The sequence below is a fragment of the Caballeronia sp. SL1002 genome (genome assembly GCF_057814995.1).
The window spans coordinates 2,704,854-2,717,896 of record NZ_JBYMUW010000002.1 but is presented as its reverse complement, the minus strand read 5'-3'; the positions used below and the strand labels follow the sequence as shown (position 1 = coordinate 2,717,896).

13 protein-coding genes are annotated in these 13,043 nt (G+C 62.0%); 9 read left to right on the top strand and 4 right to left on the bottom strand.

Annotated elements, in window-relative coordinates; all coding sequences use genetic code 11:
• Window positions 1-24: 24 nt before the first annotated feature.
• The gene (locus AC3D25_RS15045; RefSeq protein WP_488889162.1) at window positions 25-909 is read right to left on the bottom strand and encodes a lipid A biosynthesis lauroyl acyltransferase; all 885 of its coding nucleotides are present in this window, start codon (window positions 907-909) and stop codon (window positions 25-27) included.
• A gap of 249 nt (window positions 910-1,158) precedes the next feature.
• Here AC3D25_RS15045 and metK point away from each other — a divergent pair, with 249 nt between their 5' ends.
• Together metK and AC3D25_RS15035 are read left to right on the top strand one after the other, a co-directional pair.
• Complete coding sequence (gene metK / locus AC3D25_RS15040; RefSeq protein WP_488889161.1) at window positions 1,159-2,346, top strand: methionine adenosyltransferase; 1,188 nt, start codon at window positions 1,159-1,161, stop codon at window positions 2,344-2,346.
• Between the two features lie 145 nt (window positions 2,347-2,491).
• On the top strand, window positions 2,492-3,610 hold the full coding sequence (locus tag AC3D25_RS15035; RefSeq protein WP_488889160.1) for an alkene reductase: 1,119 nt from the start codon (window positions 2,492-2,494) through the stop codon (window positions 3,608-3,610).
• 83 nt (window positions 3,611-3,693) lie between these two features.
• Here the strand turns inward: AC3D25_RS15035 and AC3D25_RS15030 are convergent, their stop codons facing one another.
• Entirely contained in the window at window positions 3,694-4,044 is a 351-nt protein-coding gene (locus tag AC3D25_RS15030; RefSeq protein ID WP_488889159.1) for a hypothetical protein, read from the bottom strand.
• 408 nt (window positions 4,045-4,452) lie between these two features.
• Here AC3D25_RS15030 and AC3D25_RS15025 point away from each other — a divergent pair, with 408 nt between their 5' ends.
• The gene (locus AC3D25_RS15025) at window positions 4,453-5,229 is read left to right on the top strand and encodes a phytanoyl-CoA dioxygenase family protein (RefSeq protein WP_488889158.1); all 777 of its coding nucleotides are present in this window, start codon (window positions 4,453-4,455) and stop codon (window positions 5,227-5,229) included.
• 1 nt (window position 5,230) lies between these two features.
• Here the strand turns inward: AC3D25_RS15025 and AC3D25_RS15020 are convergent, their stop codons facing one another.
• Window positions 5,231-5,434 (bottom strand): DUF3185 family protein, encoded by a 204-nt coding sequence (locus AC3D25_RS15020; RefSeq protein ID WP_488889157.1) that lies wholly within the window; start codon window positions 5,432-5,434, stop codon window positions 5,231-5,233.
• 64 nt (window positions 5,435-5,498) lie between these two features.
• Window positions 5,499-6,323 (bottom strand): mechanosensitive ion channel family protein, encoded by an 825-nt coding sequence (locus AC3D25_RS15015; RefSeq protein WP_488889156.1) that lies wholly within the window; start codon window positions 6,321-6,323, stop codon window positions 5,499-5,501.
• A gap of 206 nt (window positions 6,324-6,529) precedes the next feature.
• Between AC3D25_RS15015 and mgrA the strand changes: the two genes are divergently transcribed.
• From mgrA to AC3D25_RS14985, 6 genes are all read left to right on the top strand, one after another.
• Window positions 6,530-7,573: an L-glyceraldehyde 3-phosphate reductase gene (gene mgrA, locus AC3D25_RS15010; protein ID WP_488889155.1), complete on the top strand. Its 1,044-nt coding sequence runs from the start codon at window positions 6,530-6,532 to the stop codon at window positions 7,571-7,573.
• A 376-nt stretch (window positions 7,574-7,949) separates the two neighbouring features.
• The gene (locus AC3D25_RS15005) at window positions 7,950-8,720 is read left to right on the top strand and encodes a ferredoxin--NADP reductase (RefSeq protein ID WP_488889154.1); all 771 of its coding nucleotides are present in this window, start codon (window positions 7,950-7,952) and stop codon (window positions 8,718-8,720) included.
• Window positions 8,721-9,112: 392 nt separating this feature from the next.
• A complete protein-coding gene (locus tag AC3D25_RS15000; RefSeq protein WP_488889153.1) occupies window positions 9,113-9,979 on the top strand; it encodes a sensor histidine kinase in 867 nt (288 codons plus the stop codon).
• A gap of 10 nt (window positions 9,980-9,989) precedes the next feature.
• Window positions 9,990-10,646 carry a response regulator transcription factor RqpR gene (rqpR, locus tag AC3D25_RS14995; RefSeq protein WP_488889152.1) on the top strand — a complete coding sequence of 219 codons (657 nt, stop codon included), beginning with the start codon at window positions 9,990-9,992 and terminating at the stop codon, window positions 10,644-10,646.
• 240 nt (window positions 10,647-10,886) lie between these two features.
• Window positions 10,887-12,284 carry a branched-chain amino acid transporter BcaP gene (gene bcaP, locus AC3D25_RS14990; protein ID WP_488889151.1) on the top strand — a complete coding sequence of 466 codons (1,398 nt, stop codon included), beginning with the start codon at window positions 10,887-10,889 and terminating at the stop codon, window positions 12,282-12,284.
• A gap of 281 nt (window positions 12,285-12,565) precedes the next feature.
• Window positions 12,566-13,042: a (2Fe-2S)-binding protein gene (locus tag AC3D25_RS14985; RefSeq protein ID WP_488889150.1), complete on the top strand. Its 477-nt coding sequence runs from the start codon at window positions 12,566-12,568 to the stop codon at window positions 13,040-13,042.
• Window position 13,043 lies beyond the last annotated feature (1 nt).

Here is a 13,043-nt window from a genome sequence, read left to right as displayed (position 1 = left end):
GGGCTGCCGAGAGCGCAAAAAGGGTCAATAAAAGCCGGGTTCGCCGGGCGGTCGCGTCTTGAAGCGTTTATGGACCCAGTAGTACTGCTCCGGAATTCGCGGAATCTGCTCTTCCAGGAACGCGTTCATGCGCCGCGCGTCGGCCACGTCGTCGCCGGTCGGATAATTTTCCCAAGGTTTGAAGATTTTCAGCCGATAACCCTTGTAACCCGGCAGCACTTCGCCGATGAACGGCACGACCTGCGCATGGCCCGCCTTCGCCAGTCGGCCGACAGCGGTCAGGGTGCACGCCTCGATGCCGAAAAACGGCACAAAGGCCGAGTTGCGCATGCCGTAGTCCATGTCCGCGCCGAGCATGACCGGCTTGCGGTCGCGCAGCCAGCGCAGCACGACGCGGGCGCTGTCGGCGCGGCTTGCCATGTCGGCGCCGAAGCGTGCGCGCTGGGATTTGGCGATGTCGTCGAGGGTGGGATTGGAAAACGGCTGGTAAAGCGAGCCGCATCGGCGATGCAGCGAGTAGTTCAGGAAGATCGAGCCTGCTTCGATACCGACGAAATGCAGCCCGAGAAACAGCGTGGGCGGCAAGTCGGGATCGGAAAGATCGACGGCGCTGTCGATCTCGATCAGCTTTTCGAGCTTTTTCGCCGATCCGAACCATTGCACGCTGCGCTCGACGTAGCTGCGGATCGCGTGGCGGAAATGCTTTTGCGCGACGTTTTCGCGACGCTCGCGCGACCACTCCGGGAAGCACAGCCGGAGATTCGTATGAACGATGTGTTTGCGGCTGCTCGGAATTTGGTAGAGCAGCCAGCCGAGGCCGTCGCCGAAACGCGCGGTCAGTCCGTAAGGGAGGACGGCAAGGAGCTTGAGAAGGCCTACCGCCAGTGCAACGCCCGCGCGGCCTAACATGGTCGCCTCGCTACGATAGGTCTTAAATAAAGGGGGTTTTCGAAGCTCAGCAAGCGACGGCTCTGTGACAAAAGAGAGAAGTCGTTATAATAAAACCTTCGCCGAGTTAATGGACAACTTGCGGGGCGAAGCCGGACAGCGCGGAAACGTGCTCGATGGTGATGGAATTCCGCTAAAGCGTCGCCGCTTCAGACTCCAATCTAAGTCGGCTACGTGAACAATCAACCGTACTCAATTGGAGTCTGAAGCGTGTCAAACGATTATTTCTTTACCTCAGAATCAGTTTCCGAAGGCCACCCGGACAAGGTCGCCGATCAAATCTCCGACGCCATCCTCGACGCCATCCTGGCTCAGGACAAATACTCGCGCGTCGCGGCAGAAACCCTCTGTAACACCGGTCTCGTCGTCCTCGCGGGCGAAATCACGACCACCGCCAACGTCGACTACATCCAGATCGCGCGCGAAACCATCAAGCGCATCGGCTACGACAATACGGATTACGGTATCGACTATCGCGGCTGCGCCGTGCTGGTCGCCTATGACAAGCAATCGCCGGATATCGCGCAAGGCGTGAACACCGCGCACGACGACAATCTGGATCAAGGCGCTGGCGACCAAGGCCTGATGTTCGGCTACGCCTGCGACGAAACGCCCGAGCTGATGCCGCTGCCGATCCACCTTTCGCACCGCCTGGTCGAGCGTCAGGCGAACCTGCGCCGCGACGGCCGTCTGCCGTGGCTGCGTCCGGACGCGAAGTCGCAAGTCACCGTGCGTTATGTCGATGGCCGCGCGCATTCCATCGATACCGTCGTGCTTTCCACGCAACACGCGCCGGATATCGATCTGAAGGATCTGCGCGAAGCGGTGATCGAAGAAATCATCAAGCCGACGCTGCCGGCCGACCTTATCAAGGGCGACATCAAGTTCCTCGTGAACCCGACCGGCCGCTTCGTGATTGGCGGCCCGCAAGGCGATTGCGGTCTGACGGGCCGCAAGATCATCGTCGATACCTACGGCGGTGCAGCGCCTCACGGCGGCGGCGCGTTCTCGGGCAAGGATCCGTCGAAGGTCGACCGCTCGGCGGCTTACGCTGGGCGTTATGTCGCGAAGAACGTCGTCGCGGCCGGTCTGGCCTCGCGTTGCCTGATTCAGGTGTCGTACGCCATCGGCGTCGCGCGCCCGACTTCGGTCATGGTCAACACGTTCGGCACGGGCCGCGTGTCGGACGCGAAGATCACGGAACTCGTGCTCGAACACTTCGACCTGCGTCCGAAGGGCATCATCCAGATGCTCGACCTGCTGCGTCCGGTCTACGAAAAGACGGCTGCGTATGGTCACTTCGGCCGTGAAGAGCCGGAGTTCTCGTGGGAATTCACCGATCGCGCGCTGAAACTGGCGGAAGCCGCCGGCACCGAGCCGGTTGTCGAACTGGCGTAAGGCTTTAAGCAACCGTAGTCACGGAAAACCCCGGCAAGCGCACGCTTGCCGGGGTTTTCCGCTTTTTACGCGGCGTTTTTTGCGTGTGCGGATCGATTTTTGCGAGCGTCGAAATTTCACTCAATCGCAAAAAGGAGTTCCAACGATGCCGCTAGACAAGCTGCTGTCTCCGATTCAAGTGGGCAATCTCACCTGGCCCAATCGCGTCGTGATGGCGCCGCTCACGCGTAATCGCGCCGGGCAGCCGGGCGACGTTCCGGGCGAGATGAACGCGCGTTATTACGCGCAGCGCGCCGGCGCAGGGATGATCGTGTCCGAGGCGACACAGGTGTCGCGTCAGGGACAAGGCTACTGGGCCGCGCCCGGCATTTACACGGACGCGCAGGAGACGGGCTGGAAGAACGTGGTCGGCGCGGTGCACGCGAGTCAGGGGCGAATGGCGCTGCAGTTGTGGCACGTCGGGCGCGTGTCGCATCGGCTGGTGCAGGAAAACAATGCGCAGCCGGTCTCGCCGTCGGCAATTCGCGCCGAGAACACGCAGGTTTTCGTGAAGAAAGAGGACGGCTCGCTCGGTTTCGTCGCGACCGATACGCCGCGTGCGCTCGACACGAGCGAGTTGCCGGGCATCGTTTTGCAATACGTCGATGCCACGAAGCGCGCGCAACGCGCCGGTTTCGACATGGTGGAAGTCCATGCGGCAAACGGCTATTTGCTGCAGCAATTCATGTCAACCAACACGAATCATCGGACGGATGAATATGGTGGCAGCGTCGAAAATCGCGTGCGTCTGACGGTCGAGGTGCTGGAAGCGGTGGCAGGCGTGATGGGCGCGGATCGAGTTGGAATCCGGATCTCGCCAAACTTCGTTGGCTTTGATCTGAAGGATGCCGAAGCAGAGGCGTCGGCGCTTTATCTCGCCGCGCAGTTGAAGCGGATTGGGATCGCTTATTTGCATATCGCGGAACCCGACTGGGCGGGCGGCGAACCGCTTTCCGACGCATTTCGAGACGCGATCCGCGCGGCCTACGACGGCGCAATCATCGTCTGTGGGCAATACACGGCTGAGAAGGCGGAGGCGCGGATCGAGCGCGGACAGGCGGACGCGGTTGCTTTCGGCCGCGCGTTTCTCGCCAATCCGGATCTGGTGGAGCGTTTCAGGCAGGGCGCGCCGCTCAATGCACCGGATGAAAAAACCTTTTACGGCGGTGCAGACGAGGGCTACACCGACTATCCGACCCTCGAAGAAAGCCGTCAGGAAAGCTAAGAAGACTTACTGAGCCGGATTGCGCAGCCGGATTACGCAGCCGGATTACGCAGCCGGATTACGCAGCCGGATTACGCAGCCGCTCAACGGCTGGCGAACGCGAACCAGCCTTCTGCGCTCGTCGAAAGGCGGCGCGGTCGGCGGCTTGTGAGTGCGGCGGCCTTGGGCCGCGGCGTCGGCCCCCGAAGTTGCACGGGCCGGTGCAGCAGCGTGTTCAGCGACATTCGGCGCGCGGCGGCGCGCACACGCAGCGTCGCGAAAAAGCCGCGAAACCAGGTGCGGATGCCATCGACGGGATGCACGTTTTGAAGCTGTTGCGCGATCGCGTGCGTGCGCGCGGAGTGATGGCGCAGCGCGCGGACTACGCCGCGTCGCGCGGGACGTGCCGCGCGAACGGCAACGCGAGTAAGGCGAGTGGTGATTCGGTTGATCATGGCTTCCGTTGGCGCTGGTTTGCCGGGTGAGGCAAATTCGACGCTAGTGAATCAAGGGTTGCGAATTCCTAAGCGCTAAAACGATCCGATGCTTGTTAGTCGAACGAGAACCGAATAAGTGTCAAAAAAGTTGCACCAAATAGATGCGCGCAGGTTACAAGACATTTATTACTGCTGGAAGTCCGCACTTTCCCTGCCGCGTGGCCTGACGAACATTGCACGATGTGGCGAACGCTTAACAAATTCACGCATTTCGACGTCGCCAAGAGACCATTCGACGCATCATCAGCGCCCCAGTGCCCGCAAGATTTACAATCTAGGTTTTCGCCCGATTAGCGCCCTAATTTGCTGGCCCGCCGTCGTGTTCGAATAAGAAACGAGACGGCCATGCGTTGTTTGTGAGTGGATATGCCAGATCAATCGTCGCTGTTGTCCAAGAAAGACCAGGTTCGCGAGCTGCGCGAAACGGGCTACGTGATCGTGCCGGGACTCGTTTCCCCGGCGCAATGCGACGCGATGCGCCATGTCGCCCGCGCGCAGTTGTTGCTGGCGGAGGCGCCCGTCGAGTTCGAAGCCGATCTTCAATATCCCGGCGCGCCGAACTCGAAAGATGCGCCCGGCGGTCACACCGTGCGGCGTCTGCTCGACGCGTACGCGCGCGATCCGCTGTTTCGCGACTGGTCGGTGTCGCCGGAGGTGCGCGGCTGGATGGAAGTGTATTTCGGCGAGACGCCGTATCTTTCGCGCGCGCATCACAACTGCGTGATGACGAAGCATCCCGCTTACGGCAGCCTGACCGGCTGGCATCGCGATGTGCGTTATTGGGGTTTCGAGCGCGACGATCTCGTTTCCGCCTGGGTCGCGCTCGGAGACGAAACAGTCGAAAACGGCGCGCTCTGGTTCGTGCCGAAATCGCACACGCTGCCGTTCACGGCCGACCGTTTCGACGACGCCAAGTTCTTCCGCTCGGATATCCCGGAAAACGAGGCGCTCATCCGCACGGCGGTCTCGCCGAAGCTAAACGCCGGCGATGTCGTCTTCTTTCACTGCAATACGCTGCATTCGGCAGGCAAAAACCTGACGGATGCCGTGAAGTTTTCGCTGGTGTACACGTATCGCGGCGCCAGCAACGCGCCGTTGCCGGGAACGCGCTCGGCGTCGAAACCCGAGGTGCCGCTCGTCTGAGCTAGCGTCGCGAGGGGAGCGCGAGACCGGTGATCCCGGCGATTGTCGCGACTACACCGCCCGCGATCAGCCAGATAGTCTTGTTGGTCGGCGAGCCGGTGAAGAACCGCGACACTTCGTTGCCTAAAGAGTGAAACGACTGGCCGCCGAAATAAAGCAGCACCACGCCGCCCACGATCAGCGCGATGGATATTGCCTTGGTCATGCTTTTCCCCCGGTTTGCGGACGAGCATCTTAGAAGGCGGCGCGTGGCGCGTCCAGCGTCGGCATCATTGCGGCGCGGCGGATGTCGCAGGTGCGTCGGGCGTCGCCGGGGCGGCCAGCAGCGGTTTGATCTGGCGCAGCAACTCCGCCTGCACGCTCGCGTGATCGCTCGCGCGCGTCCACACGCCCACGTTCAGCTTTACGCCCGTATCCGTGTAATCCGATACGGCGATCCACGGTTTCGTCTTGTCGTCGGCGATGATGCGCGGGTCCTGCGCGACCAGCGAGCGCAGCGTGGCAAGCGCGCTGTCGATACTCCGCCCCTCCGGAATGACCACGTTCAGTACCACTCGACGCCGCTCGTTCGCGCTGTAATTCGTCACCGGATTCGCCCATAGCGTGCTGTTCGGCACGAACATCACGACGCCGTCGGATTTCGTCAGGCGTGTCGTAAAAAGCCCGATCTCGTTCACCGTGCCGGCCGTCGTTCCGCTGCCTTCGATGTAGTCGCCCACTTTGCAAGGCCGCAGCAGCAGAAGCATCAATCCCGCTGCGATATTCTGCAGCGTGCCCTGCAGCGCCAGTCCGATGGCGAGACCGGCCGCGCCGAGCACGGTCAGGATGCTCGCCGCCGCGACACCGAATTTGCCGAGCGCGGCGACGATCGCGATCACGCGAATCGCCCATTGCGCGAGGCTTGCGAGCACCGGGGCGAACGTGGCGTCGGCGTGCGTGCGGCCGAGCGCGCGGCGCAGCGCGCTCGCGGCGCGGTTCGAAATCCACCAGCCGATCACCAGAATGGCGATCGCCATGAGAACGTCGAAGCCGTACTTGACGCCTGCCGTCAGCATGAAATCGTAGACGGGACGAAGTTTGTCGATGGGGTCCATGAATGCGGCTCCTTGCGCAAAAAGTTCAGGGTTGGTCCGCATCCGCGCGTGATCGTTCCCTTTCTTCTGTCCCGCATTTCGGGAAGCCCGCACGCGGGCGAAGGTTGGCCCTGCGCGCGGCGTCGCGATTGGCTAACATGGCAGACCCGGCGCGCGACGAAGACCGTTTCGCGCCATCGTTCCCAACTGTTGATCGAGGATTCGTCATGGCTTACGAAGCAGCGTCCGAACGCTATTCGCAGATGGAGTACCGCACCTGCGGCAAGAGCGGCCTGAAGTTGCCGGCGCTGTCGCTGGGTCTCTGGCACAACTTCGGCGACACCACGCCGATTTCCACGCAACGCGACATCCTGCGCACTGCGTTCGATCTCGGCATCACGCATTTCGACCTCGCAAATAACTACGGCCCGCCATACGGCAGCGCGGAAACGAACTTCGGGCGGCTGTTCAAGGACGACTTCCGGCCGTATCGCGATGAACTGCTGATTTCGTCGAAGGCGGGCTGGGACATGTGGCCGGGCCCGTACGGACAGGGCGGCGGCTCGCGCAAGTATGTGCTGGCAAGCCTGGATCAGAGCCTGAAGCGCATGGGCCTGGATTACGTGGACATTTTCTACTCGCATCGTTTCGACGCCGATACGCCGCTGGAAGAAACTGCGGGCGCGCTCGCCACGGCCGTGCATTCGGGCAAGGCGCTGTACGTCGGGATTTCGTCGTATTCGCCGGCGAAGACGCGCGAAATGGCGAAGCTCCTGGCCGAGCACAAGGTGCCGATGCTGATCCATCAGCCGTCGTACAACATGCTGAACCGGTGGATCGAGGAAGAACTGCTCGATACGCTCGACGAGATCGGCGCGGGCAGCATTGCGTTCACGCCGCTCGCGCAGGGACTTCTCACGAGCAAATACCTGAACGGCGTGCCGCAGGACGCGCGGATCAACAAGCCGGGCGGCGGCTCGCTCAAGCAGGAACATCTGAGCGCGCAGAACATCGAGCACGTGCGCAAGCTGAACGACCTCGCCACGCGTCGCGGCCAAAGTCTTGCGCAGATGGCGCTCGCGTGGGCGTTGCGTGGCGGGCGCGTGACGTCGGTTTTGATCGGCGCGAGCCGTCCGGAGCAGGTCACGGAGAACGTCGGCGCGCTGAAGAATCTGGAATTCTCGGCGGCTGAAATCGCTGAAATCGACCAGCACGCGAAGGAAGGCGGCATCAATCTGTGGGAAAAGCCGTCCACGGACCAGCGCATCTAAGCGCGTTCTGTCGCGGGATCGGTCTGCATCGCGCCATTGAACCGATCCCGCGAATACGAAGCATTCCGACCTGTCGCCAGCAGGGACATTGGGCCTTTTCTGCCGATGCGGTTGCTATCATGCGCCTTCGGCGGGTTTCTCCCGATTGCGGCCATGCGCCGCGCCGAAGTGTCGCCGCGCGCTTTGCCGCGCCAAATTTCGTGTCGCGTTAAAATAGCGGATTGCGCCGGGCAGCGTCGTCTGTACGCGGAGCGCGCTAAATGGGAGCGTATTGCTTCCAGGTTGCGTCGAATCAGCCCGTAAGTGCAGCGCAAGCCTCAAATTCGCGCGCCCGGCCGGACCGTCGGCGCTATTGTTTCGCCTTATCCAAGAAGCCATGAGCAACCTTAATCCGCAAACCGTCCTGAGCGTCCATCACTGGACCGATTCGCTTTTCAGCTTCACCTGCACGCGCGACGCCGCGTTCCGCTTCGAAAACGGCCAGTTCACGATGGTCGGCCTTGAAGTCGATGGCAAGCCGCTCTTGCGCGCCTACAGCCTGGCGTCGGCGAACTACGAAGAGCATCTCGAATTCCTGAGCATCAAGGTGCAGGACGGTCCGCTGACGTCGCGCCTGCAGCATTTGAAGGTGGGCGATCCGGTGTTGATCGGCAAAAAGCCGACGGGAACGCTGGTCGCGGATAACCTGCTGCCGGGCAAGACGCTCTGGCTGCTCTCGACCGGCACAGGCCTCGCGCCGTTCATGTCGATCATCAAAGACCCGGATGTCTACGATCGTTTCGACAAGATCGTGCTCACGCACACCTGCCGTTTCGTCGATGAACTCGCGTACAAGGATTTCATCACCGAGCATTTGCCCGCGCATGAACATCTGGGCGAGCTGATCCAGGAAAAGCTTGTGTATTACCCGACCGTCACGCGCGAAGAATTCGCGAACCGTGGCCGGATAACCGATCTGATCGAGACGAAGAAGCTGTTCGCCGACCTCGACGTCGCGCCGTTCTCGGTCGAAAACGACCGCGTGATGCTCTGCGGCAGCCCGCACATGCTGCGCGACACGCGTCAGTTGCTCGACGAACTCGGCTTCCAGGAAGGCAGCAACAATCATCCCGGCCACTATGTCGTCGAGAAGGCGTTTGTCGGCTAAATCGGCCAGCAAGAAACACCGTTGGAAAGGACCGGAGATATTTCTCCGGTTTTTTTTCGTCTGCAGAACACAACAAATGAATTTGCGCGGTTACAAATCACGTTATAAATACGCATCTCGTTACAAGTTGGCGAGCAACATTTACCGTGTCATGTAGGGGTTTTTCCGACAAGAGAACGGGCGGCTATCTGTCAACCTTCTTTACGTACTCGCGTTAAGCCCTTGTGGCAACTCAATGTGCCCTATTTTTGAGATATCATTCGCAAACGTTTGGAAGGCACCGGTTCATCCCCGCATTCCGTGCTTCTTGTTACAGAGTGTAAATTTCGTTACGTTGTGCCGCCGGTCTCTGTGTCAGAAAACGCCCGGCTGCTTTCGCGAGAAAATGTGAGATGAAGACGTCGACTGCTTCGGTACTTAATCCCCTGCGCAATCCGAGCTTGAGCTGCCCGCAACTTGTCGGTTTGCAGCGCGAGCACTCGGGCGCGCAGAGCAATGTCAGCGCGCTGATCGACGCCAAAGTCGCCGCCGATACCGACATCGCGCGCCTGACGGCCCGCGTTCAGCAACTGTCCGCGCAACTCGCCGACGCCAACGAACGCGCGCGCCGCGCCGTCGCGCAGGATCTCCACGACGATTTCGGCGCGTCGCTGACCGCTGCGCGCCTGGCGCTAGCGCGCATCGAAACGTGGCTGCCCGCCGACGCGCCCGCGCAATGCGCCGAAGCGCTCGGCGTCACGAAGCACGCGCTCGACGCGGTGTGCGACGCGAGCCATCGCGTGATCGCGAATCTGCATCAGCCGGACCTCGAAGACGGTTTCGGGCCGTCGCTCGATCGCTGGATCGCGCGCTTTGCCGCCGCGACTTCGCTCGACGTCGACTTCACCTGCCCGGCGAATTTGCACGTTCCGGCCGACACCGCGCTGGCGATGTTCCGAATCGTCCAGGAGGCGCTGAACAACGTGGCGAAGCACGCAAAGGCAACGCACGCCGACGTGCATGTGGAAGCCAGCGCGCGCGCCATCACGCTGATCGTCCACGACGACGGCGTCGGCATGACAGCCGGATCGCGCCGCAAAGCCGGGCGTTTCGGCCTGTCCGGGATGCGCGCGCGCTGCGACGCGCTCGGCGGCATGTTGCGCATTTCGAGCGCGCCGGGCCGCACGGCGGTCCGCGCGGTTTTCCCGGTGGCGGGCGTGCGCCCGCGCGTCGTTGTTGCTTTGTCGACGTTGAGCGCGGTTGCCGCGCTCGATTCGTGAGGGCTCGCCCATGACACTGAAAATCCTGCTCGCGGACGACCACGCGATCGTGCGTCGCGGCGTCAGCCAGTTGCTGCTGGAACGCGGCGCGGCATCGCAGGTGTTCGAGGTGGAAACCGGCGCACAGGCAATGGCGGCGGCGTCGCAACAGACGTTCGACGTCGCGTTGCTCGATATCTCGCTGCCCGACATGAACGGCGTGGAAGTGCTGAAGCGGATGAAGCGCCAGACGCCGCGCTTGCCGGTGCTGATGTTCTCGATGTATCGCGAGGATCAATATGCGGTGCGCGCGCTGAAGGCGGGCGCGGCGGGTTATCTGTCGAAGACCGCCGATACGGCGCTGATGATCGGCGCGATTCAGCAGGTGGCGGCGGGCCGGAAATACGTCAGCCCGCAAATGGCGGAGGCGCTCGCGGACTACGTTTCGCACGATTCCGAGCAGTTGCCGCACGAAAAGCTGTCGGACCGGGAATATCAGACGCTTTGCATGCTCGCATCGGGCAAGCGCCTGACCGATATCGCGCTCACGCTGTCGCTGTCGGTCAAGACCGTCAGCGTCTATCGCTCGCGTCTGCTGGACAAGATGAAGCTCGCAAATAACGCGGAATTGACGTTTTATGTGATGAGCAATCGTCTCGTCGACATGAATCCGGCGATGGCAGGCTAGGCCTGCACTATTCGTGTGCATTAACGTAATCGCACTCAATGGTTAGCTTTCCTTAGACGTTTACGCTCGTATCCTGCGCCAGAGCGGTTGGCCTACTCAAACAGCATAACAATGCAGAACCAGCCACTCGCGGCAAATGCCCAACGCCGGTGCCGAATCAAGGGCCGGACGACTTCAAGAGGATAAAATCCCGGGTTTCCCCGTATTTCGGTGCGCCTCGCGCGCCGTGGAGACACCCGTATGTCCTTGTTCCGAAAGAAAAGCGTCGAGCATATGCTGGCCGGCGCGCAAAACGCTGGGCTGAAAAAGACGCTCGGCGCGCTCGATCTCACCTTTCTCGGCGTCGGCGCGATTATCGGCACCGGTATTTTCGTGCTGACCGGAACCGGCGCGGTGCAGGCGGGACCGGCGCTGATGGTCGCGTTCATCATCGCGGCGATCGCCTGTTGCTTCGCGGCGCTCGCCTACGCCGAGTTCGCGTCGACCATTCCGGTCGCCGGCTCGATCTACACCTATTCCTACGCGACGCTCGGCGAACTGGCCGCGTGGATCATCGGCTGGGATCTGATGCTGGAGTACGGACTCGCGACGTCGGCAGTGTCGGTCGGCTGGTCGGGTTATCTGCAGTCGCTGCTTTCCGGCTTCGGCGTCTCGCTGCCGACCGCCCTCACCGCCGCGCCCGGCGCGCTGCCCGGCCATTTCACCCTGTTCAACCTGCCCGCGTTCCTCGTGATGATGGCGATCACCGCGCTGCTGTCGGTCGGCGTGAAGGAATCGACGCGCGTGAACAACGTCATGGTGGGCATCAAGGTCGTGGTCGTGCTGCTGGTGATCGGCGTGGGCGTGTTCCACGTTACGCCGGCCAACTGGCATCCGTTCATGCCGAACGGCTGGTCCGGCGTGTTCGGCGCGGCGGCGGTGATGTTCTTCGCGTTTATCGGCTTCGATTCGGTGTCGTCGGCGGCGGAAGAGGTGAAGAACCCGAAACGCGATTTGCCGATCGGCATCATTTCCTCGCTTATCGTCTGCGCCGTGCTGTACGTGGCGGTGGCGGCGGTCGTGACCGGCATCGTGCCGTCGGCGCAGTTCGCGAACATCTCGCACCCGGTCTCCTACGCGCTGCAAGTGGCGGGGCAGCCGTGGGTGGCCGGTTTCATCGACCTCGGCGCGGTGCTCGGCATGCTGACCGTGATTCTCGTGATGAGCTACGGCCAGACGCGCATCATCTTCGCGATGTCGCGCGATGGTTTGTTGCCCGCGCGGCTCTCGAAAGTGCATCCGCGTTTCGCGACGCCGTTCTTCACGACCTGGCTCGTCGGCATTTTCTTCGGGCTGATCGGTGCGCTCGTGCCGCTCAACGTGCTGGCCGAACTGATCAACATCGGCACGCTCGCGGCGTTTTCGATGGTGTCGATCGCCGTGCTGATCCTGCGCCGCACGCATCCCGAACTGCCGCGCGCGTTCCGCTGCCCGGGCGTGCCGGTCGTGCCGGTGCTGGCGGTCGCGTCGTGTCTCTTTCTGATGGTGAATCTGCAGCCGCTGACGTGGATTGCGTTCGTCGTCTGGCTCGCGATCGGGCTTCTGATCTATTTCGGCTACTCGCGCCGTCATTCGAAACTGGGACGCGGCATTCAGTAACACACACGCTGCGCCAACATTCGCTCGACGCGCCGCCCAACCGGGCGGCGCGTTTGTTTTTGGCGCTGGACGAACGCGCGGCGGCGCTCGCGCCACCAGCATGGATGCACCATTCGCCCAATAGCGACTGTTGCAGTTTTGTGCTCTACTCAGCGTTACTAGAAAAGAACACGGATCCAGCCAGACCCTCACAGCGTCAGGAAGGCAGGTGTTTCAGTGTGGGTCGCGAGTGTGCATCGGCTGGTCTTTGCAGGTCCTTATCCCCAAGGAGACAAAGAAGCATGGCACTCAGCATCAGCCTGACGGTCAACGGCCGCGCCGTGACCGCTGAAATCGAACCGCACCTTCTGCTCGTCCAGTTTCTCCGCGAAGAACTCGGCCTGACCGGCACGCACGTCGGCTGCGACACCGCGCAGTGCGGCGCGTGCACCGTGCATCTGGACGGCCGCGGGATCAAGTCGTGCAACATCCTCGCCGCGCAGGCGGACGGCTCGGCGGTCACCACCATCGAAGGCATGGCAAAAGACGGCGAACTGCATCCGATGCAGGCCGCCTTCAAGGACTGCCACGGCCTGCAATGCGGCTACTGTACGCCGGGCATGGTGATGAGCGCGACTGCGCTCGTCGCCCAGAAGCCCGATCTCACCGAAGCCGACGTGCGCGAACAGCTCGACGGCAATCTGTGTCGATGTACGGGGTATCACAACATCGTGAAAGCGGTCGTGCAGGGCGCGCAGGCGATGAAAACCGCTGCCTGAC

Bases quoted from the DNA above. Each gene is read 5' to 3' on its own strand.
- AC3D25_RS15045 (WP_488889162.1), bottom strand. From the start codon at position 909: ATGTTAGGCCGCGCGGGCGTTGCACTGGCGGTAGGCCTTCTCAAGCTC.
- AC3D25_RS15035 (WP_488889160.1), top strand. From the start codon at position 2,492: ATGCCGCTAGACAAGCTGCTGTCTCCGATTCAAGTGGGCAATCTCACC.
- AC3D25_RS15030 (WP_488889159.1), bottom strand. From the start codon at position 4,044: ATGATCAACCGAATCACCACTCGCCTTACTCGCGTTGCCGTTCGCGCG.
- AC3D25_RS15025 (WP_488889158.1), top strand. From the start codon at position 4,453: ATGCCAGATCAATCGTCGCTGTTGTCCAAGAAAGACCAGGTTCGCGAG.
- AC3D25_RS15020 (WP_488889157.1), bottom strand. From the start codon at position 5,434: ATGACCAAGGCAATATCCATCGCGCTGATCGTGGGCGGCGTGGTGCTG.
- AC3D25_RS15015 (WP_488889156.1), bottom strand. From the start codon at position 6,323: ATGGACCCCATCGACAAACTTCGTCCCGTCTACGATTTCATGCTGACG.
- mgrA (WP_488889155.1), top strand. From the start codon at position 6,530: ATGGCTTACGAAGCAGCGTCCGAACGCTATTCGCAGATGGAGTACCGC.
- AC3D25_RS15005 (WP_488889154.1), top strand. From the start codon at position 7,950: ATGAGCAACCTTAATCCGCAAACCGTCCTGAGCGTCCATCACTGGACC.
- AC3D25_RS15000 (WP_488889153.1), top strand. From the start codon at position 9,113: ATGAAGACGTCGACTGCTTCGGTACTTAATCCCCTGCGCAATCCGAGC.
- rqpR (WP_488889152.1), top strand. From the start codon at position 9,990: ATGACACTGAAAATCCTGCTCGCGGACGACCACGCGATCGTGCGTCGC.
- bcaP (WP_488889151.1), top strand. From the start codon at position 10,887: ATGTCCTTGTTCCGAAAGAAAAGCGTCGAGCATATGCTGGCCGGCGCG.
- AC3D25_RS14985 (WP_488889150.1), top strand. From the start codon at position 12,566: ATGGCACTCAGCATCAGCCTGACGGTCAACGGCCGCGCCGTGACCGCT.